The following is a 22,343-nucleotide window of genomic DNA, read 5'->3' as shown; positions in this document are numbered from 1 at the left end:
ATTAAACATATACATACACTCAAAATACACATTACATGAAAAATATAGCAGTAATCGGTGCAGGAACCATGGGGAATGGTATTGCTCATACTTTTGCCCAAAAAGGTTTTAAAGTACAACTCATCGATGTCTCTCAACAAGCATTAGACAAAGGATTAGCTACTATAACTAAGAATTTGGACAGGATGCTTGCCAAAGAAAAAATATCCGAAGCTGACAAAGAAGCAACCTTAAATAATATCTCTACATTTACTAGTATTAAAGAAGGTGTTGAATATGCCGGGCTAGTTGTCGAAGCTGCGACCGAAAATATAAACCTCAAACTCAAAATTTTCAAAGAACTAAGTGAGGCATGTTCTGAGGACACAATTTTGGCCAGTAACACTTCTTCTATATCTATTACGCAAATAGCTGCAGTAACTAATAGGCCAGATATGGTTATTGGTATGCATTTTATGAATCCAGTGCCTATCATGAAATTGGTAGAAATCATAAGAGGTTACAATACTTCTGATGAAGTTACGAATACAATCATGGACATTTCTAAACAACTTGGTAAAATACCTGTTGAAGTGAATGACTATCCAGGATTTGTGGCAAATAGAATATTAATGCCCATGATTAATGAATCTATAGAAACATTATATAATGGTGTTGCTGGAGTAAACGAAATAGATACAGTTATGAAACTTGGAATGGCTCACCCTATGGGACCATTACAACTAGCAGATTTTATTGGTCTTGATGTTTGCTTATCTATTCTTAATGTGATGTATGAAGGATTTAAAAATCCTAAATACGCACCTTGCCCATTATTAGTAAATATGGTTATGGCCGGTAAACTTGGTGTAAAAAGCGGAGAAGGGTTCTACGATTATTCTGAAAGTAGAAAGGCAGAGAAGGTAGCCAATCAATTTGCTTAAAATTATCTTATTTGTGTTTCATATACATTAAAAAACTAATTATCGACTATGGCAAAAATCCATCCGTTTAGAGCAGTTCGACCAACAAGAGATAAAGTAAGTTTGGTGGCTTCTCGATCTTATCAAAGTTATACCGATAACGAACGTGATTCTAGGATGGATTACAACCCCTACTCTTTCCTCCATATTGTTAATCCTGGTTATAAATATCATAAGGAAATTTCTGGCGAGGAGCGGTATAAATTGGTTCGCAATCGATACTTAGAATTTAAAGAAGATGAAATTTTCATTCAAGATAACGATCCTTGTTATTATGTATATAAAATTGTTAATCGCGAACATGAATCGTTTTCTGGAATTGTAGCCGCAGCCAGTGCAGAGGATTATGAAAACAATATTATAAAGATACATGAAGATACTATCAAACATCGTGAAAACACATTCAAGGAGTATCTAAAAACTGTCGGGTTTAATGCTGAACCAGTTTTACTCACTTATCCAGATAATGATGCTATATCGGAGATAGTTTCTAAAATGACAGAAAATAGAGCTGAATATGAATTTACATCTACGTATCGTGATACGCATTATCTATGGAAAGTAGATGACCCCAAATTAATTACAGAACTAAAAGAAGCATTTTCATCAATAGAGACTATCTATATTGCAGACGGTCATCATCGTTCTGCTTCTTCTTGCCTCCTGGCTAAAGATCTCAAAGAGAACGATTCTAATCATAAAGGAGATGAATCTTATAACTTTTTTATGAGTTACCTCATCCCAGAATCTGATTTGAGGATTTATGAGTTTAATCGCTTGATCAAAGACCTTAACGGACTTACTAAAGAAGAGTTCCTAATTCGGCTTGACGAATGGTTTCGTATAGAAAATAGAGGAATTGAAGCATATAAACCTTCGAAACCTCATCATTTTAGCATGTATTTGGATGGTGAGTTTTATTCTTTATACCTTAGAAAAACGAGTTATCAATTTAGTGATGCATTAGATGAGTTAGATGCGCAAATTCTATATAAAACAGTATTAAAACCAATATTGGGGATACATGATCTTCGTACAGATACGCGCATAGAATACTCCCACGGTAAAAATGATATTATTTCCGTAAAAAGTAGAGTAGATAATAAGGAGTACGACGTAGGTTTCGGTTTGTTCCCCGCTTCTGTTGAGCAAATGAAAAAGATTGCCGATGAAGGTTTAAAAATGCCTCCAAAAAGTACGTATATAGAACCAAAATTAAGAAGTGGTATTACGATATATGAATTTTAAGAACCTCATTAAACTATTACTTCTTCCTTTGGAATACAACTCTATATTAGCAAAAAAACTATACTTCGCGCTTAAAGGAATTTAGATATCTTTGCACACTATGAATGATATTGAAATAAACCTTCAAAATATAAGAACAACAATTCCCGAAGGTGTAACCCTAGTAGCTGTTTCCAAAACTAAGCCCATTGATGAATTAATGAAAGCCTACAATGCTGGTCAACGAATTTTTGGAGAAAATAAAATTCAGGAAATGGCAGAGAAATGGGAACATATGCCAAAAGATATTGAATGGCATATGATTGGTCATGTACAAACTAATAAAGTGAAATACATGGCACCTTTTGTAAACCTCATACATGCTGTAGATAGTATAAAGTTGTTAAAAGAAATAAATAAACAAGCTCAAAAACACAATCGAGTAATTAACTGTCTTCTTCAAATAAAAATTGCAGAAGAAGAAAGTAAATTTGGATTAAACGAGAAGGATACCATCGATTTATTAAATTCTGAAGAATTACAAAATCTTTCAAATATCCACATCCAAGGTCTTATGGGGATGGCTACTTTTACTGATAACCACGAACAGATACAAAATGAGTTTAGCATTGTAAGAAGGTTATTTGAAGAATTAAAACCACAGTTTCCTGAGTTTAAAACGCTCTCTATAGGAATGAGTGGCGATTACAAAACAGCCATTAATTCGGGCAGCACAATGGTTAGAATAGGAAGTTCTATCTTTGGTGCAAGAAATTACAACTAGTTATTCGTTAATAATGGCACCCAGAAAGTGATGCCTTTTACTTATTAATATTTAACCACTATATTTGAAAGAAACACTAAAGATTATTAATTAATCAAAGAAATACATTATAATGCCATTTACTAACTTCTACAGAATACCTACTACAGATTAATATGTATGCAATTTTAGATATAGAAACTACCGGCGGCAAGTATAATGAAGAAGGGATTACCGAAATTGCAATATATAAATTTGATGGCTTTAAAGTTGTAGATCAGTTTATAAGCCTAATCAATCCTGAACGGCCGATACAACCTTTTGTTGCTAATCTCACCGGAATCAACAATAATATGCTACGCAACGCTCCTAAATTTTTTGAGGTGGCTAAGAGGATTGTTGAAATTACATCAGATTGTGTAATTGTTGCTCACAACGCTAGTTTTGATTATCGTATTTTAAGAACTGAATTTTCTAGGTTAGGTTTTGATTTTGAAAGATATTCTCTGTGTACTGTAGAGTTATCTAAAAAATTAATTCCTGATCAACCATCATATAGTTTAGGAAAACTTGTACGCGGACTTGGGATTCCGTTATCCGATCGTCATCGCGCTAATGGTGATGCACAAGCTACAGTAAAACTTTTTAAATTGTTATTGAGTAAAGATCTCGAAAAAGAAATTATCACAGAGACCGTTAAAGCAGATCCAAAAAAACAAATTGATGACAAGTTACTTAAACTAATGGAACAAGCGCCCATTGCAACTGGAGTATATTACATACACAAAGAAGACGGGACTATTATATATATTGGTAAAAGTAAAAATATTAAAAAACGTTTAAATCAACATTTCACAAACGACAATAAAAAATCTCGAAAGATCCAAGAAGAAGTAGTAACTATTACCTATGAAATAACGGGAAGTGAATTATTTGCCTTATTAAAGGAAAACGAAGAAATAAAACTTAATAAACCGAAATACAACAGAGCATTAAGAAAAACAAAATTTGATCAAGCTCTATATCGATTTACAGACGATAATGGCTATATAAACTTAAAGGTTAGTAAAGCAAATAACAGCAATCATAGTATTACCACTTTTACCAACCGGCAACAAGCAAAAAGCTATATGCATCGATGGGCCGAAGAATATAATTTGTGCCAAAAATTAATAGGTCTAGAAAAAGGTGATGGCAATTGTTTTAGCTATACAATTAAACAATGTTATGGCGCCTGCATTCTTACAGAAAAGGCAGAAGAATATAATACAAGAGTGCAAGACCTTATCCATCAAAACTCGTTCGAAAATCAGGACATGCTTATTATTGACAGAGGTAGAGATGTTGACGAACAAGGTGTCATTTTGGTCGAACAAGGAAAATTTAAAGGAATTGGTTACTTCAATCTAAATCATCAAATAAATAATATTGAAATCTTGCGATCTATTATAACTCCTATGAATCACAATAGGGATGCTCAACACATTATTCAAAGTTATATTCGCCAAAATAAAAAGATAAAAATTGTTCCCATTCCCAAAAATTAATTTTCAAAGTTTTAGTATTTTTAATCAAAATCATAAAATTTGACAAAAAGTTCATATCATAAAAGCTGGAAAAATCGATTACATGATATCATTTATGAGGCAGATACTCCTGTAGGGAAAGTATTTGATGTTATACTACTCATACTCATCGTATTGAGTATAATTTTCGTAATGCTTGAAAGTGTTAAAGGGTTACCAATTAGAGCATATGAATTACTCTACTATGCAGAATGGGTAATTACTATATTCTTTACTTTTGAATATATCGCTCGTATCATATCTATAAAAAAACCAACTTCTTATATTTTTAGTTTTTATGGAATAATTGATTTATTATCCACACTCCCTCTATACTTATCATTTTTCATTGCTGGCTCAAGTGCTTTATTAACGGTACGCGCATTGAGATTACTTCGAGTATTTAGAATTTTAAAAATATCACGTTACATTGGTGAATCTAATAAATTGGGCAAAGCTATTAGAGATAGCCGTGCAAAAATATTGGTGTTTTTATTTGCCGTAGTAGTTCTTTGTATCATAATGGGTACAGTAATGTATATTATTGAAGGAGAAGAAAGTGGTTTTAAAAGTATTCCTATTAGCGTATATTGGTGCATTGTAACCTTAACAACAGTAGGGTATGGAGATATCGCACCTGTAACACCTTTAGGACAGTTTCTTGCAGCTATTATTATGATTATGGGGTATGGCATCATAGCCGTGCCAACCGGTATCGTAAGTGCAGAATATACGCATCAGATAAAAAAAGTGCACCTCAATACGCAATCCTGCAGTAATTGTAATGAGGGTAAACATTCTGATGAAGCTAAATTTTGTCATAAATGTGGAGAAGATCTAAACAATGAATAACAATCTCATAGTCGTAATTGGACCAACTGCAATTGGTAAAACTAATCTAAGTATTAAATTAGCTAAGCATTTTAATTGTGAAATTGTATCAGCAGATAGCAGGCAATTTTTCAAAGAGATGGATATTGGAACCGCACCTCCTTCAAAAGAAGAATTAGATCAAGCTACCCATCATTTTATTCAACACAAAAGTATTCATGACGTATATAATGTTGGAGATTTTGAAAAAGATGCTTTAAAGAAACTCGATACACTTTTTGCAAATCATAAATACGCTGTTCTTGTCGGAGGATCTGGATTATATGTAGATGCGGTAACTAGAGGGTTAGATTATTTCCCAGAAATTGACGTAAATATACGAGAGAAATTACAACTAGAATATCAAAACAAAGGTATTCTTCACCTACAAGAACAACTTAAAGTCTTAGATCCCGAATATTATGCCACAGTAGATCTACAAAACACTCATAGGGTTATGCGAGCGATAGAAGTATCTATGAGTAGTGGTAAGCCTTATTCTTCTTTTATCACTTCTTCTAAAAAAACAAGACCTTTTAATGTTATAAAAATTGGAATCACTGCGGATCGTGAAATCATTTATAATCGTATCAACCAGCGTGTGGATATTATGGTTGAAAAAGGGCTAACCGAAGAGGCTGAATCTCTGTATACACACAGAAAATTAAATGCTCTAAATACGGTTGGATACAAAGAAATATTTAACTATCTAGATAACGAATGGGAACTTGATTTTGCCATTTCAGAAATCAAAAAAAATACTCGACGCTTTGCCAAAAGACAACTTACCTGGTTTAGAAAAGATGAAACAATACAATGGTTTGATTATCTAGAGAACATTGATAACGTTATCGATCATATAACCCAAAACACACTATAACCTAGATTACAGTGTGTTATTTAAAATTTATTTACCGTTATATATTTTAAGCTTCTTCTCCGCGTACCACGAGTCTAAACCCTTCACCATGAATGTTAAGAATTTCTACATTCTCGTCTTTCTTAAGGTATTTTCTCAACTTAGCAATATAAACATCCATACTTCGCGATGTAAAATAATTATCATCTCTCCATATTTTTGTTAAAGCTAATTCTCTCGGCATTAAATCATTAAGATGTAATGCTAATAAACGAAGTAATTCATTTTCTTTAGGAGATAATTTAATAGGATCTTCTTCATTATAGGTTAAGAACCTAAGTTTAGAGTTTAAATGAAACCCTCCTATTTTAAATTCAAATTGCTTACTGTCGGCAACAGACTCTGTACTTTTACGTTGCATGATAGCCTGTATTTTCATAAGTAATACTTCACTATCAAAAGGCTTATTAAGATAGTCATCTGCACCAACCTTGTATCCCTTAAGGACATCTTCTTTCATTGCTTTTGCTGTCAAAAAGATGATTGGGATTTCTTCATTTTTATCTCTGATTTCTTTTGCCAAAGTAAATCCATCCTTATATGGCATCATTACATCTAGAATACACATATCGTAATCATCCTTTTTGAATTTTTCGAAGCCTTCCATACCATTTTTAGCATGCACAACATCATAATCATTCATTACTAGATAATCCTTTAATACTGTTCCAAAGTTCGGATCATCTTCTACAAGCAAAATCTTTTTGTTTTCTGTTTCCATATTTTATGATATTAACGGTAATTTAATGATAAATGTAGAGCCCTTTCCCCTTTCAGTCTCCACCCATATCTGACCATGATGGTCGTCTATTATTCTTTTTACATATGTTAATCCTAATCCATGACCTTTTACATTGTGAAGATCTCCTGTATGTTCTCTAAAGAATTTTTCGAAAATCTTTTTTTGCGCCACTTTGCTCATACCAATTCCTTGATCACGAATTTTAAGGACAATACTATTTTTTACATTTTCGGTATATATATCAATTTTCGGTTCTTCCTCCGAATATTTAATTGCATTATCCAAAACATTTACTACAACATTGGTCATATGACTATCATTAGCCAGTATTGTCGTCTTAAGTGCTCCCAAATGCGTTTTTACATACCCATATCTATTTTCTACAATTAAAGAAACATGTGTAACTGCATCTTCTATAATATCATGCAGCTCTTGTCTTTCTTTTTTAATATTAAGCTCATTTTTCTCTAATTGCGATATTCTTAATACATTTTCTACTTGAGCGTGCATTCTTTTATTTTCCTCACGAATCATATTCATATACCGTTGCACCTTTTCTTTATCTCCTTCTATTTTGGGATTTTTAATAGAATCCAAAGCTAAATTGATAGTTGCAATAGGCGTTTTTAACTCATGCGTCATATTATTAATAAAATCGGTTTTAATTTGCGATATCTGCCTTTGTTGCATCAACTGTGATAGTGCACTAGAATAAGCAACTACAATAATTAGAGTAAAAATTATCGACAGTATTGCCATTCCTTTAATAGTAGACAATACATACTGCTTTTTCCCTGTGAAATTGACCAGCAATTGATATTCACTAGCACCCTGATCGTCCACAAACAATGGTATTGCATATGTGGCAGGATGATCCAAATTAAAATCGTCAGAACGTACTTTTGTAGATAATGTCTTGCTATAAATAGCATATTCAAAACCTACTTTTATATCTCTTTCTTCAAGTTCTTTTTTAAGAAAATATTCAATCTCTTTCTTACGAACTCTTCGATGTATCGGTATAAAACTCGCTATCTCTCCAATTACTATCTCATAATCCTTCCTTTGGAGATCTGTTAATCCTTCTATTCTTCGTTCAAGTTTAGACTTAGTACCAAGTTTCGAGCTACTTTTAGTCTCCTCAATCGTATTATCAACATTACGATTTAAAATGTTCTTTAATTTAACCGTATCTATGTTGAAGTTAATAAACGAAGAGAACAATTTAGAATCTTCTTCTAATATATCATTTGCATATGCAAACGACCTAGTAGTATTATCAATACTAATATTCAAAAGCTGTCTAATCGTTTTATTATCTGGCTCTTCTATACTATCAAGAATTTCCCGTAATGGAAAAAACATTTCTTCAAATTCTCTATACTGAATCCCATTGGATACAGAAATTAGAATCTGTTTAGCATTAAAAGAAAACTGCTCTTCATTATTTTCAACTGTGTTATTAATCCAATATCCCTGAACGAAAATAATCCCAATTAGCGATAAACTCATAAGGATTATCAGCAATACGAATAACCGTTTATTCATAAATCAAAAGTAAGACTTTAACATTTAGCTACTTTACGGTTTAACCAAATGTTAACAAAATGAAAGATTCGGATTACAAGAGAATTAGGAAGTTATTTGTTGATGAATTTTATATACCTGTTTTTCAGAATCTTCGAGATCCATATTATGTATTACAAAATCAGCCAACGGTGTTTTTTGATCATCATCCCATTGATTGTCTGCCCTAGAAAGCACTTGCTCTCTTGTGGTTTTGTCTCTAGCAAGCACTCTGGATATCCTTAATTCTAATGGTGCAACAACAAGAATCGTGTAATCACATTGTTTATGACCGTCATTTTCGAATAAAATAGCGACTTCTTTTATCACATATCCTCCTACCTGTTTGCTTTTCCAGTTTTCGAAATGACGACCTACAGCCGGATGAACAATAGCGTTAAGCTTTTCTAATTTTGATTTATCATTAAAAACCACATTAGCGATAAATGGCCTATTTAGCACACCATCACGATACGATTCTTCTCCCAATAAAGAAATGATTTGATTTCTAATACTCCTATCCGTATTCATAAGCTCTTTAGCTTCATCATCTGCTATGTATACAGCGACACCCAAATGTTCAAACATTTTTGCTATTGTAGATTTTCCACTTCCGATACCTCCTGTAAGGCCAACCACTTTCATGTATTCTCGTTTTTATTTTAAAACCACAAATTGTACTTGTTTTTCCTGAAGTCTAACATCATGTATAGATGCCGGCCGATCTGTAAGTTCTAGAGTAAGAAAAGAACTCTCTTCAGAAGCCTTAGCATAATCTGCAACTATTCTAAAATCTCTCTCATTTATCTCATTATATCTATCCAATCCAACCCTGTAGACTACTGATATTTCTTTTGGAAAGATTTTGATTTGTATTCCCTCTGGAACATTGTTCAATGTTATTGGGATTTTCTGACTTCCTTCAGTAAATTTACTTACTATGATATGTGCATCAACTTTTTGAGGCATGACAGTAATAGCCGAAGGCAATTTTTCTGCATTTATATTCAATTTGGCTTTGTAATCCAGATTAAGCCCTTCTAAATTTAAAGATTCTGTTCCTACACTTTGTATAGTATCTATAATTTGAGAAGGTCCGCTTACGAAAACAGAATCCGGAGTTACAACCAAGCCTTTATCGCTACCATACCCTATTGCATATTGAATATCTTCTTCAATCATAACGGGTACTTTCTTTTCTAAATTAGCATCCAATTTTAGTTTTACAGTATCTTTTTGGATTGCCAAAACTCGGCCTTTAAAATCTAATTTACTTTTCAATATCGAAGACTCTTTATCAACATAAAAAAAATATTGATCTTCATTATTAAAAACAGCATCTTCTACATTAAAGTCCAATAGCGGTTTTTTCCAATCATGATTCAATAACCTAAAACCGTTTCCATTAAGAGTCATTCTCAACGTTCTGTCACTATCTTCATTAAAAATCTTATCACTTGGAAGATTGGTATATCGAATCCCTACTTCTACTTCTTTTGTATAGTTCTTTGAAAACTGAATAAACAACCATAATAAAGAAGTGAATACTAAAAAAAAGACAAAGGTCTTTACATTACTTTTTTTAAATGAAAAATTCTTCTTTTTTCTACTTGACATAACAATTACTTTGAAAAAAATAATGCCTTAAACTGCTTTTCAGGGGTCTTTTTCTGAAGATGAATATAATAATAAGATTTTAGGAATCCTGTTCCGTACCCGTAAAATTGAATCCACACCGCCAAAATAGCCTGTATTGCTATAGAAAGGTTTTTGAACATTATTAATGCTCCCGCAAAAATGAAAACAAAATACACACTTAATAATGCGATAAAATACCACCATCCAAGAACCGCTGTTATTAATGAAAATAAAGTATATATCAAAAACATAGTAGGAAACCAATAGGTAAGCTTTGCTGTTTCGGGATGCCAGCGATTCAATATTGGTCTTACTAACCCAAATTTATTTACCTGAATATAAAATTTTTTCCAAGAAATTCTTCTTTTATGAAATACTTTTGCATTGGGTATTAGTGTTGTATTGTACCCCAATTCCCATAATCTTATGGTCAAATCAGGATCTTCTCCAGGGTGTATATTCCCAAAACCCTTTGAAGCTTCAAAAGCTTCTTTAGACAATCCCATATTAAAACTTCTAGGTTGAAATTTACCCATTGTTTTCTTACGACCTCGAATTCCTCCTGTTGTTAAATATGAAGTCATACTATAGCTTATCGCTTTTTGTAAATTAGAAAAACTATGGTGCGCATCATCAGGCCCTCCAAAACAATGAACAAAACTTTTTGACAAATAATTATCAACTTGAGATAAATAATCGTTTGGCAGTATTACATCACTATCTAAAATAATAAAGTAATTCCCTTTTGCCTTCTTCATTCCATAATTTCGAGAATCTCCAGGCCCAGTATTGGGTTTTTGATAATAGCTTATAGACAAACGATCCCTATAGGCTTTTACTACATCTTCTGAAGTATCAGATGATCCATCTTCTATAATTACAACTTCATAGGTATTTGTAAAATCCATTGCTACCATGCTTTGTAGCAACTCATCGATTTCATTTGGCCTGTTATAAACAGGTATAATAAAAGAATAACTTATTTGCATGGCGTAAAGGTAGTTAATCTATTCTTTTTCTTATCTGTAATCTTATAACCAGATTAATAGTTTTTAGAATAAAACTCATATTCTTTTTTCACTCTATTATTATCAGCGATTATTTCGATTACAAATATGAAATCATACAATACACGGTATTAGTATTGGTTTTTCTTCAATCCGAGGAACGTTAACAGATTAAATAAGCCTGTTAACAGAATAAAATTTCAGGTTCCAGCAAATCATATCACATTTGGTATCAAACCTAATATCGATGCGAAGAACATTTTTTGTATACTTTTTTTTTATCGGGACTATGATTGCACTATCTCAACAAAGTCAAATTTATATGGGTATTGTAAAAGATAATGACTCACAAAAAGTTATTAATCTTGCAACAGTTACTGCATATTACAACGGAGAATTTGTTGAAGGCACCTCAACCAACAATTCTGGAAAATTTGAACTGACCACAAAAAAAGAAATCACCCATCTAGAGTTTAGTTTTATTGCAAGTGAAACATTTGTTTTAAAAACAACTGAAATTAAAGACCCTAGAAACTTAATTATTCTTTTAAAAACTGCTACCCAGAACTTAGAAGAAGTAATGATACAGGCAGAGCGTACAACTACACAACTTAAAATCGATCGAAAAATAATTAATCTGGGAGCGGATCTACAACAATCTGGAGCAACAGTTCTAGAGGCTTTTGACCAGGTTTCTGAAATTCAAACTGATTTAGGAACAGGAACTCTTTCCTTACGTGGTAGTGGCAATGTGCGATTACTCATTAATGGTAAACCATCAGCTTTAAACCCTAACGAATTGTTAGCACAAATTCCTGCATCATCCGTTCAAAAAGTAGAAGTTATAACTTCCCCTTCTGTAAAAAACCAGGCAGATGGACTCTCTGGAATCATTAATATAATTCTTAAAAAAAATGCATCCCATGGGCTTAACCTTTCTCTAAATGCTGGAGTAGGTACCAAAAGATATAACTACGGTATAGATGGCAATTATAATTTTGCGCCCGTAAATCTAAGATGGAATGCCTCGCAAGCAGGGCGAGAAATGGATAGTAAGCAAACTATCAATCAACGGTATCTAAATGGAAACACAAGAGATTTTTTTGCTCCACATGATTTTAATGGTATAGTAAAAAAAGTAATCCTAGGAGTTGATGTATTCATTAATTCTATGAATGAATTTTCTTTGGACTTTGACCACACTAATGATTATCACAGTTTTTACAATAATACATTTTACTCTAATATAACCGACAGAGAAGATTATACATATACCCGAAACTCATCGCATACACACAAAACAACGAGTCTCACAGCAAACTATCGAACTAATTTCAAGAAAGAAGAACACTTTATCGAGTTTGATTATAATCTTACAAAAAACAAAAACATACTTCCTGCTTCAGATTTTGAAGAAAGTATTTTTCTTTTTGATGAAGAAAACGACAATAAAAACACACTTCAAGCTCTGGCAACAGATTATACACTACCCCTAGGAAGTAAAGCTAAAATTGAAACAGGGTTTTCATGGAACGATAGAACCCTTAAAAGTTATCGCTTAATAAACCCTGCACAAGCTACAGCCACTAATAATGTTTTTAATTACCATGAAGTACTTTTTGGATTATATGCGCTGACGCAATTCAATGTCAAAAAATTGAATTTGCAACTAGGTTTACGTTATGAACATTTTGTTTCTAAGTCGGATAATACTTTAAACGATCAAACTACAGATCAAAAATTTTCAAACTTTTTTCCATCGGTTCATATTGGATATAAAATCGATAATTATCATACCGTAAATATTGGCTACAGCAGGCGAGTTTCTAGACCTAATTTTCATCATATAAACCCTTTTCAATTAGGAAATCAATATTTTCAATGGACTGCAAACCCCAATTTAGAACCAGAATTTAGCACTAATATTGAAGCGAATTATCTATACAACAAGAACAAATTTAGTACCTCTGCCTCTATCTTTTATAGAGACCGAACTAATGTGATAGAATGGTTACGTGATATTAATAATGACGGGGTACAAAGAATTAGTTTTGATAATATCGGTAAGAAAAAATCTTATGGAGTTGAAACAGACATTAATTACAAAATTGCTTCGTTTTGGAATACTCAATTCTCGGCCAATTACTACCTCACTACTATTGATCAAGATATTTACCTTGCTTGGGATCGATTATATTCTTCAAATGTAATATTAAAAAATACATTTAAAATAACCAACAATATCAGTACTGATATCACCTATAGGCACACACCCAAAAATCAAAATATCTTTCATTATATAGCCCCTAGAAATCGTTTTGACTGGGCCGTGCGATTAAAACTATTAAACAACAAATTAACAACTACCCTTAGGGTAATTGATGTTTTTGATAATAACCTGATGCATCGTACTACTATAAATCAAGAAGTAACTCAAAATGAAGTTTGGAAATTTCAATCTCAAACCTTTGGATTTTTATTTAGTATGAATTACAAATTATTTCAAAATAAAGGAAAAACGAGAAGTCGAAAAGAACGAGACTATGAACATAGTGGAGCTCGAGATTAAATAATTTAAAAACAAAAAAATGAAAACAAAGAAAAACAATGTAGTATTCACATTACTATTTATTTCGTTTATAAGTTATAGTCAAAAAACGAAAAAAACAGAAAAAATTACTCCGCAAGAACTTTATACTTGGCAAACCTTAGATAAAGGCAAACGTACTATAAAAAATGATGCTCTTATTCTAGAGGAAACAGATGGTTCTGATGGTTATTTTCTAATAAGCAAAAAAAGATATAAAGGAGATTATACAATTAGTTATAAGATAAAAGCTATCTCAAAATCAACAGTTCTGATTACCTTATTCTCTGTTTCTGAACGGAACTACTCTAATAAACTAAGCATTCCAAAAAATGATATATCGCCAGAAAAGATATGGCAATGGCGCAGTGGTTTAAAACACTATAATCTCACTTTTAACAACAAATCACATGGAAACAAACCCTTTTTTTTCAAAAACCTGTCTCCTCATTCAAGAGGTTTTTATCAAAATTTACCCAAAAACATTGTAGACATAGGAAAATGGTACGATGTAGAAATAGGTAAAAAAGGGACACGCCTATGGTTCAAACTTAATAACGATTTAATTTTTGATGTTCAGGATTGCGAACCATTAACAGAAGGACACCTTATATTTAGAATTAGCGGTACCACAGGAGATAAACCAATTTTAGCTAAAGCTGCAATAAAAGACATTGTTATTTCTTATCAATAAAATGTAACTTACCCTTATTAATGGAAAGTAAAAATATTTATCAAAAATTTCTAAAAGCAGAAATCTATTTTCATGTATTACTTTGGGCAATAGTATTGGCTTACCCCTATATTAAATACCTAGAAAAAGAAGGAGGCTACATGATGTCTTTCTGGCATGAACTAAATTCTCTGTTGTTTAAAATGACAATTTCCTACTTTTTATATCTATGGTTCTTTCCAAAGAAAAGTAAAATCAGGCATATTCCTTTGGTAATACTTGTTTTCATACTAAATGTAATCACTTATGAATATTTTGATCGTTTCTTTCATAAAGGCGAAACTCATTTCTGGATACATTTCATAGCTAATTCACTTACATACCTTAGCTTTGGAGTTATTTTTTTTACCGTCTACTCAGTAAAAAACGTATATAAAAAACAAGTTGAAATAGATCGGTTAACACAAGAAAAGCAACAGGCCGAAATAAATATACTAAAAGCAAAAGTTAATCCTCATTTCCTATTTAACACATTAAACACCATCTATGCTAACGCATTAAAGAAAGATGACAAAACTCCTAATCTAATACTTAAACTTTCAAACACGTTTAGATATGTATTACACGAAGGACAAAAAGAATTTGTCTCCTTAGATCAAGAACTACAGCATCTTAACGATTACATCAATTTGCAAGAAGAACGTTTATCAAATAAAATAATGGTCGATTTTTCTCGATCTATTGATGATGACAAACAAAAAATAGCTCCTCTTTTACTTATAGGTTTTGTAGAAAATGCTTTTAAATATTCGAGTATCATAAAAGGACAAAATCACATTATTAAGATTGACATCAAGGTGCACAATCACACCCTGTATTTCTTTTGTCAAAATCCTTTTGAAGAAAGGGCAAAACAAACAATAGATACAGAATGGAAAGAAAGTGGTATTGGACTCAAAAACACCAAGGAACGATTAACTCTATTATACCCTAAAAAACATCAATTACAAATTGAAAAGAATAAAAATCACTTTACAGTAACCTTAGAAATTCAATTATGATACAATGTATAATTTTAGAAGACGAAGCTTCGGCCGTTGAAATTTTGCAAGGTTATATAGATAAAACTCCTTTCATAAATTTATTAGGAGTTTATGAAAGTGGTTTGGATGTACCACCATCACAGTTGCAAAAAATAGATCTTTTGTTTTTGGACATACAATTACCCGAATTAAACGGATTATCATTTTTAAAAACATTACATCAACCTCCTAAAGTGATTGTTACTTCTGCTTTTCCTGGATATGCAATCGAAGCCTTTGAAGAAGCTGTAATTGATTATTTGGTTAAACCTTATTCTTATGAACGTTTTTACAAAGCAATTATGCGAATTAGAGAACAAACTCTTACCTTAAAAAAGGATAAAAATGAGCAACTATTTTTATATGCAGATAAAACAATTTACAAAACAACGATAGAAGATATTTTATTTCTTAAAGCCGAAATTGATTATGTAAAAGTAGTTACTGTAGATAAACAAATTCTTATTTTGGACAGTTTACAAAATTGGGAAGAAAAACTATCAGAATTCAATTTTATTCGTACTCATAGATCGTACATTGTGAATTTAGATAAGATAGAAAAGGTATCAGGGAATCAAGTTTTTATAGAGAATACTATTATTCCTATTGGTAAAACATACAAAGAAAAATTTATTGCGGTTTTAAAAAACTGAATATGGTATTCGTAAAAACTAAAACTTAATCCTATTAGTACTTTACCTATCTTTTTAAAAACAAAAAACCTTAATCTCAAAGACTAAGGTTTTTTATATATACTTATAAAAAAATATTATTCTTCATCCATAAACTTATCCATCACTAATTGACTTACTCCCATATTAGAGAAACCACCATCATGATATAAGTTTTGTAACGTAACTTTCTTTGTTAGATCAGAAAACAATGTTATCGTGTAATCCGCACACTCACCTGCTGTTGCATTACCTAAAGGAGACATCTTATCGGCATATTCTATAAACCCATCAAATCCTTTAACTCCTTTTCCTGCTGTAGTAGGTGTAGGAGATTGCGAAATTGTATTTACTCTAACTTTTTTATCTCTACCAAAGAAATACCCGAAGCTACGCCCTATAGATTCTAAGTATGCCTTATTATCAGCCATATCATTATAATCGGGAAATACTCTTTGAGCAGCCATATACGTCAATGCAACGATACTCCCCCATTCGGTCATGGCGTCTTTTTTATATAATGTTTGCATTGTTTTATGAAAAGAAAGTGCAGAAACATCCCAACCCTTTTCACTAAAACTATAATTAAGATCAGTATAATGACGGCCTTTTCTAACATTTACTGACATACCTATAGAGTGTAAAACAAAATCTATTTTACCTCCTAAAATCTCCATAGATTTCTCTACAAGGTTTTCTAAGTCTTCTAATGACGTAGCATCTGCAGGTATAACCTGAGAATTAGTTTTCTCTGCAAGAGTATTAATAGCACCCATTCTCATGGCTACAGGAGCATTTGTAAGTACAAAGCTTCCGCCTTCTTCAAAGACACGTTCTGCAGTTTTCCAGGCGATTGAACTCTCATCAAGAGCTCCAAAAATAATCCCTCTTTTACCTTTTAATAAGTTGTGTGACATTTAGTATGTAAATTAAAGTATGTTTATACAGAGGGTAAAGATAACAAAACGACCAATATCACAACAAATGGAATCAGATTTTAGCAATGTTTTATGTACATCAAAAAAAACGACTAAAATTTAGCAACTTAAAACTATTAAAATGCTCCTATAAAATTAGTAAGTTAAGAGGTGATACAAATTCCATGAAAAAAATAATTAAACTTAAAAAGTGATTACTTTTTTTGAAAATTAATTCAATTTTATCCTTATATTTACATCATACTTATGGCGAGTATAATTTTTAATTATTCGTTTAAAAGTTTCTCTATATAAACTTCCCCAAAATATATAGTCCCCCCTATAGAAAGTATAATATATTACATTAAAGTAATGTATTGATTAAGTATGGAATTATTTTCTGTGCAATTAATTAAAAAAATGTTTCATGCAAAAAAGTGTGACTTAATTATATTTCTTGTGTCTAAAGAGTAGGATAACAAATCTTTAGATAATAAAAAATTTGGGGATTTTCTTTTAAGAAAATCAAAAAAACGGGGGCCTATGAAAATTATTACTTTACTCCTCTTTCGTAAGAGGGACATTTTGCTTATTTATATTTTTATATTATTTTCTTCTTCTTCATTTCTTTATGGAGATAGTATTTATAGACTAGAAAATACCTCATCGATTATTGGAAATACCACCAAGTTTGATGAACGTTCTAACTTTACAAATCCTTTAAGCCTTACTATAATCAAAGTACAGGATGCCACTACAACGGGAATATGTTGTGATGGTATTGCTGAAGCTGTTGCATCAGGAGGTGCTGGAGGATATACGTATCAATGGAGTGCATCTGCTCGAAATCAAACTACTATTACTGCTACTGGCCTTACAAGCGAAACCCATAGCGTAACAGTTACCGATGCCAATGGAGCTCAAATAACAAGAAGTGTTACTATTCAATGTCTTGCCAATTGTAATCTTAAAGCTAGTAATACGGCTACAAATATTTTATGTCATGGAGAGACTACAGGGGCTATAGATGTAACAGTAAGTGAAGGTACACCTCCATACACATTTGCATGGAGTAATGGCGCAACTTCTGAGGATATAAACAATCTAGCTGTCGGAACATATTCTGTAACCATTACCGATTCTAATAATTGCTCGATTCAACAATCAAATACAATCACTCAACCTACCAACAAGGTTTCTATAACAATATCCTCAAAAGACGATATTATATGTAATGATTTAGGTACAATAATAGTTAGCGGCACTGGTGGAACACCTCCTTATTCGTATTCTATTAATAATGGAGCTACATATCAAAACGATGATACCTTCACCAATCTTTCTCAAGGAGATCATACCGTAATTATACGTGATAAAAATAATTGTACTTCGACCGTAACTACTACAATTTTATCCAATTGCACAATGGCAGTTGATGATACGAATACTACTCTTATTGATACTCCTGTTTCTGGTAATGTATTAACCAATGATGAAGACCTTGAAGGCGATATACAAACGGTAACAACGACTAGTATTACAACCAATCAAGGGATTCTAGTTACTATTAACCCTAATACCGGCATATATACTTATACTCCACCAAGCGGATTTACAGGTATAGATACTTTTGAATATACTGTATGTGATAATGGTAACCCTATAGCATGTGATACTGCAATAGTCACTATTACAATTATAAATTGTGATCTCGATGCAGTTACTACTGTTACTAATGTATCCTGCAACGGAGAAGCAACTGGAGCTATCGATTTAACCGTAAGTAATGGAACACCCCCATACACATATACTTGGAGTAATGGAGCTTTATCTGAAGATCTAAATGATCTAATAGCGGGAACTTATTCTGTTACCATTACCGATTCTAACAACTGCTCGATTCAAAGATCAAATATAATTACACAACCCGATGATAAGGTTTCAGTAATAATTACCTCAACAACAGATATTATATGCGAAGGCACCGGAACTATAGCTGTTGCTGGTACCGGTGGCACTCCACCTTATTCGTACTCAATTGACAATGGAGTTACATATCAAAATAATGATATCTTTACCAACATTGCCTCTGGAGGTCATACCATAACCATACGTGATGCAAATAATTGTACTTCAACAATAACGACAGAGATTTTATCCAACTGTACTCTTGCTATAATTGATATCAATAATACTTTTATTGACACTCCTGTTTCTGGTAATGTATTAACGAACGATGAAGATCTTGAAGGAGATACGCAAACAGTAACTACTCTTACCGTAACAACAACTCAAGGAGTTCTCGTTACTATTGATCCCAATACTGGAGTATATACCTACACACCACCTAGCGGATTTGTCGGTGAGGATACTTTTGAATATACTATATGCGACAATGGTAATCCTGTTGCCTGTGACACTGCTACTGTATATATAGAAGTACTCCCTATTAGAAATCCTGAAAACAATCCACCTGTAGCGAATCCTGATACTGCTATTACAGAAATAGATACACCAGTAAATGGTAATGTTCTCATTAATGATTTTGATCCTGATGGAGATACAATTGTAGTCACCACAACTACTGTAACCACTATTGAAGGTGTTATCGTAAATATAGATCATATTACAGGATTATTTACCTACACCCCTCCTATCGGATTTACAGGAGAAGATTCTTTTGAGTATACTATATGTGATGATGGTAACCCTATATTATGCGACACTGCTATTGTAACTATTACGGTAATTAGCAATCAAGGCAACAACACCTTTGCCAATGATGATGCATATTTTATAGCCTGCGACAACATTACTGGCAATGTACTAGACAACGATTTTGATCCCGAAGGAGATATCCAAACTGTAGATACAACACCTACTGTAACTACTCAAAACGGAACGCTTTTGTTAAACACGAACGGTACATTTACATATACATCAAATCCAGGATTTATTGGTACAGATAGTTTTGTATATACCGTTTGTGACGATAACTCTCCCAGTGCATGTGATCAAGCAACTGTATACTTTACAATTTCAAATTTCACTCCTCCAGATCTTACAAATTGTAATGTAACAGATGAAACAATAGAATGTGATGGAGATAATAACGAAACGATAGCCGATATCTGGAATGCCGATAACATCTCTCAATTAGAATCTTGTGTAACCGATATTTGCGGTAACGATTACACTAGTCTAATAACATCTAATTACAATTTTGATAATTTAGTAAGCACCTGTGGAGAAAGCGGAAGCATCGAAGTGACATATACCATAACTAATGACAGTGCAACGACAACAGTAACCGTCACACTTACTTTAATAGACACTACTCCTCCTGACTTAACTAATTGTGAAATCGAAGATTTGACATTGACTTGCTCTGTTTCTAATTCTGAAGAAATCGCTGATCAATGGAATACTAATAATGTAATTGCTTTAGAGATATGTGCATCTGATAATTGTAATTCGAGTTCTTCGTCTACAGTTGATTCTGATTATGATTTTAATAATATTGTTGACGGAGCACTACTTGTAGAGTACACAATAACCGATGATTGTGGTAATGTATCAATACTAAATGCCAGAATAAATATTGAAAATAATTCGATAGCCACTAATGACACAAGCTTATGTGCCGTTGATGAAATAGAATCTCAAGTTTTTGACTTGTTTAATTTATTAGAAGGAGATTTTAATACTAATGGAATATGGGAAGTAGTATCTGGAAATGCTGTAGTTGTAGATAACAACTTCTTCGACCCGCTTTCGATAGAACTTATAAATGAAGATGATTCTGAAACAATCACTTTTAGCTACACCATTGATGATTTAGTCTGTCCCATTTATCTAGAAGCTTCAATTGAAGTTCATAACAGGTGTGCTGTATTTACTTGTGGCGGCGATGGTGATGTGAAAATCTCAAAAGTAATTACTCCAAATGGAGATTCCTTTAACGAATATTTTGTTGTTAATGGTGTAGAAGATTGCGGATATATTATTGATGTGAAAATTTTAAATCGTTGGGGAGCGATTATATATAAATCAAATGATTATCAAAATGATTGGAATGGTACAGCAAACCGATCATCATTGGGATCTGCGAATCAAATTCCTAGTGGTACATATTATGCCATTGTAACCCTAAATAATAGTGGGTTAGAGCCAATTAGTAGTGCTTTATATATAGGAACTAAATAAACAAAATTGATGGGGGCGAAAAATAAAATTACTCTGCTAATAATACTCTGTATATGTGCGATTGGATATACGCAGCAGCTACCACAGTTTACGCAGTATATGTTTAACACCATATCCATTAATCCTGCCTATGCTGGTAGTAGAGAAACGTTAAGTCTCGTTGGGTTACATAGAAATCAATGGACGGAGATACAAGGAGGGCCAGAAACTCAAACTTTGTCTATTCATTCTCCTTTACGCAATGAAAAAATAGGTCTGGGCTTATCAGTGATTCGTGATGCTCCAGGCTTCGAGAATTACGTATATGTTTATGGCGACTTTTCTTATTCGATTAAAGTTTCTGAAGACACAAAATTAGCTTTTGGATTTAAAGGAGGTTTTACACACTACAATCTTGATCAAGAATTATTGAATGATCCTGCTGTAACCGAAGATCCATTTTTTGGTAATTATGAAAACCGATTAAACCCAAATATTGGTGCTGGTTTATATTTAAATTCGAATAGATGGTATCTAGGACTATCGGCACCTAGAATACTCAATACAGATAATAATCGTACTTCAGAAACCTCCTCTGTTGAATATATCGCTCTAGAACGTGTGAGTTATTATTTTACAGGAGGATATGTTTTTGACCTTAGTACAAATATTAAACTTAAACCTTCTGCCTTATTTAAAGCAACTAATGGCGCACCTCTTTCTATGGATTTAAATGCTAATGTTCTTTTTTATGACAAGTTATGGCTTGGAGGCTCTTATAGATACAATAAAGATACTGCATCAATTGGAGCTTTGGCTGATTTTCAGGTAACAAAGCAATTTAGAGTAGGTTACGCCTATGAGCATTTTGTTTCAGATTTAAGACCCTTCGTAGGAGGCACTCACGAAATCTTACTAATGTTCGAATTGTTTAATGAACGACGAGTTAGATCCCCAAGGTACTTTTAA

Annotated in this window: 18 protein-coding genes; 12 read left to right on the top strand and 6 right to left on the bottom strand. The window is 32.4% G+C overall.

Features of this window, described 5'->3' with window-relative positions; all coding sequences use genetic code 11:
- The first annotated feature begins 35 nt into the window (after positions 1-35).
- From DK508_RS01625 to miaA, 6 genes are all read left to right on the top strand, one after another.
- Positions 36-923: a 3-hydroxybutyryl-CoA dehydrogenase gene (locus DK508_RS01625; RefSeq protein ID WP_109298999.1), complete on the top strand. Its 888-nt coding sequence runs from the start codon at positions 36-38 to the stop codon at positions 921-923.
- Between the two features lie 48 nt (positions 924-971).
- Positions 972-2,210, top strand: coding sequence for a DUF1015 domain-containing protein (locus DK508_RS01620; protein ID WP_109298998.1), 1,239 nt, complete (start codon positions 972-974; stop codon positions 2,208-2,210).
- 100 nt (positions 2,211-2,310) lie between these two features.
- Positions 2,311-2,973 carry a YggS family pyridoxal phosphate-dependent enzyme gene (locus DK508_RS01615; protein WP_109298997.1) on the top strand — a complete coding sequence of 221 codons (663 nt, stop codon included), beginning with the start codon at positions 2,311-2,313 and terminating at the stop codon, positions 2,971-2,973.
- 155 nt (positions 2,974-3,128) lie between these two features.
- Positions 3,129-4,499, top strand: coding sequence for an exonuclease domain-containing protein (locus tag DK508_RS01610; RefSeq protein ID WP_109298996.1), 1,371 nt, complete (start codon positions 3,129-3,131; stop codon positions 4,497-4,499).
- A gap of 39 nt (positions 4,500-4,538) precedes the next feature.
- Entirely contained in the window at positions 4,539-5,369 is an 831-nt protein-coding gene (locus tag DK508_RS01605; RefSeq protein ID WP_109298995.1) for an ion transporter, read from the top strand.
- On the top strand, positions 5,362-6,267 hold the full coding sequence (gene miaA, locus DK508_RS01600) for a tRNA (adenosine(37)-N6)-dimethylallyltransferase MiaA (RefSeq protein WP_109298994.1): 906 nt from the start codon (positions 5,362-5,364) through the stop codon (positions 6,265-6,267). Before DK508_RS01605 ends, miaA begins: the two co-directional genes overlap by 8 nt.
- 46 nt (positions 6,268-6,313) lie before the next feature.
- Here the strand turns inward: miaA and DK508_RS01595 are convergent, their stop codons facing one another.
- From DK508_RS01595 to DK508_RS01575, 5 genes are all read right to left on the bottom strand, one after another.
- On the bottom strand, positions 6,314-7,027 hold the full coding sequence (locus tag DK508_RS01595) for a response regulator transcription factor (protein ID WP_109298993.1): 714 nt from the start codon (positions 7,025-7,027) through the stop codon (positions 6,314-6,316).
- Between the two features lie 3 nt (positions 7,028-7,030).
- Positions 7,031-8,596, bottom strand: a complete 1,566-nt coding sequence (locus tag DK508_RS01590; protein WP_109298992.1) for a sensor histidine kinase KdpD — start codon at positions 8,594-8,596, stop codon at positions 7,031-7,033.
- Between the two features lie 84 nt (positions 8,597-8,680).
- A complete protein-coding gene (gene coaE, locus DK508_RS01585) occupies positions 8,681-9,259 on the bottom strand; it encodes a dephospho-CoA kinase (RefSeq protein ID WP_109298991.1) in 579 nt (192 codons plus the stop codon).
- 12 nt (positions 9,260-9,271) lie between these two features.
- Positions 9,272-10,231 (bottom strand): CdaR family protein, encoded by a 960-nt coding sequence (locus DK508_RS01580; protein WP_109298990.1) that lies wholly within the window; start codon positions 10,229-10,231, stop codon positions 9,272-9,274.
- 5 nt (positions 10,232-10,236) lie between these two features.
- Positions 10,237-11,241 (bottom strand): glycosyltransferase family 2 protein, encoded by a 1,005-nt coding sequence (locus tag DK508_RS01575; RefSeq protein ID WP_109298989.1) that lies wholly within the window; start codon positions 11,239-11,241, stop codon positions 10,237-10,239.
- A gap of 265 nt (positions 11,242-11,506) precedes the next feature.
- On the opposite strand from DK508_RS01575, the gene DK508_RS01570 reads away from it, so the two are divergent.
- From DK508_RS01570 to DK508_RS01555, 4 genes are read left to right on the top strand one after another with little or no spacing between them, the layout of a single operon-like run.
- On the top strand, positions 11,507-13,828 hold the full coding sequence (locus DK508_RS01570) for a TonB-dependent receptor domain-containing protein (RefSeq protein ID WP_109298988.1): 2,322 nt from the start codon (positions 11,507-11,509) through the stop codon (positions 13,826-13,828).
- Between the two features lie 19 nt (positions 13,829-13,847).
- A complete protein-coding gene (locus DK508_RS01565) occupies positions 13,848-14,540 on the top strand; it encodes a family 16 glycoside hydrolase (protein ID WP_109298987.1) in 693 nt (230 codons plus the stop codon).
- Positions 14,541-14,560: 20 nt separating this feature from the next.
- Positions 14,561-15,580, top strand: a complete 1,020-nt coding sequence (locus DK508_RS01560) for a sensor histidine kinase (protein WP_109298986.1) — start codon at positions 14,561-14,563, stop codon at positions 15,578-15,580.
- Positions 15,577-16,254, top strand: coding sequence for a LytTR family DNA-binding domain-containing protein (locus DK508_RS01555; protein ID WP_109298985.1), 678 nt, complete (start codon positions 15,577-15,579; stop codon positions 16,252-16,254). The genes DK508_RS01560 and DK508_RS01555 overlap by 4 nt, the downstream gene beginning before the upstream one ends.
- Before the next feature lie 116 nt (positions 16,255-16,370).
- On the opposite strand, the gene DK508_RS01550 is transcribed toward DK508_RS01555, so the two are convergent.
- A complete protein-coding gene (locus DK508_RS01550) occupies positions 16,371-17,189 on the bottom strand; it encodes an enoyl-ACP reductase (protein ID WP_109298984.1) in 819 nt (272 codons plus the stop codon).
- 543 nt (positions 17,190-17,732) lie between these two features.
- Here DK508_RS01550 and DK508_RS01545 point away from each other — a divergent pair.
- Positions 17,733-21,395, top strand: a complete 3,663-nt coding sequence (locus tag DK508_RS01545; protein WP_109298983.1) for an Ig-like domain-containing protein — start codon at positions 17,733-17,735, stop codon at positions 21,393-21,395.
- Between the two features lie 9 nt (positions 21,396-21,404).
- The gene (locus tag DK508_RS01540; protein ID WP_109298982.1) at positions 21,405-22,343 is read left to right on the top strand and encodes a type IX secretion system membrane protein PorP/SprF; all 939 of its coding nucleotides are present in this window, start codon (positions 21,405-21,407) and stop codon (positions 22,341-22,343) included.

Origin of the sequence: Aquimarina sp. AU474, from assembly GCF_900312815.1 — a bacterium.
Lineage (GTDB): Bacteria > Bacteroidota > Bacteroidia > Flavobacteriales > Flavobacteriaceae > Aquimarina.
This window is presented reverse-complemented; position numbering and strand designations above follow the sequence as displayed.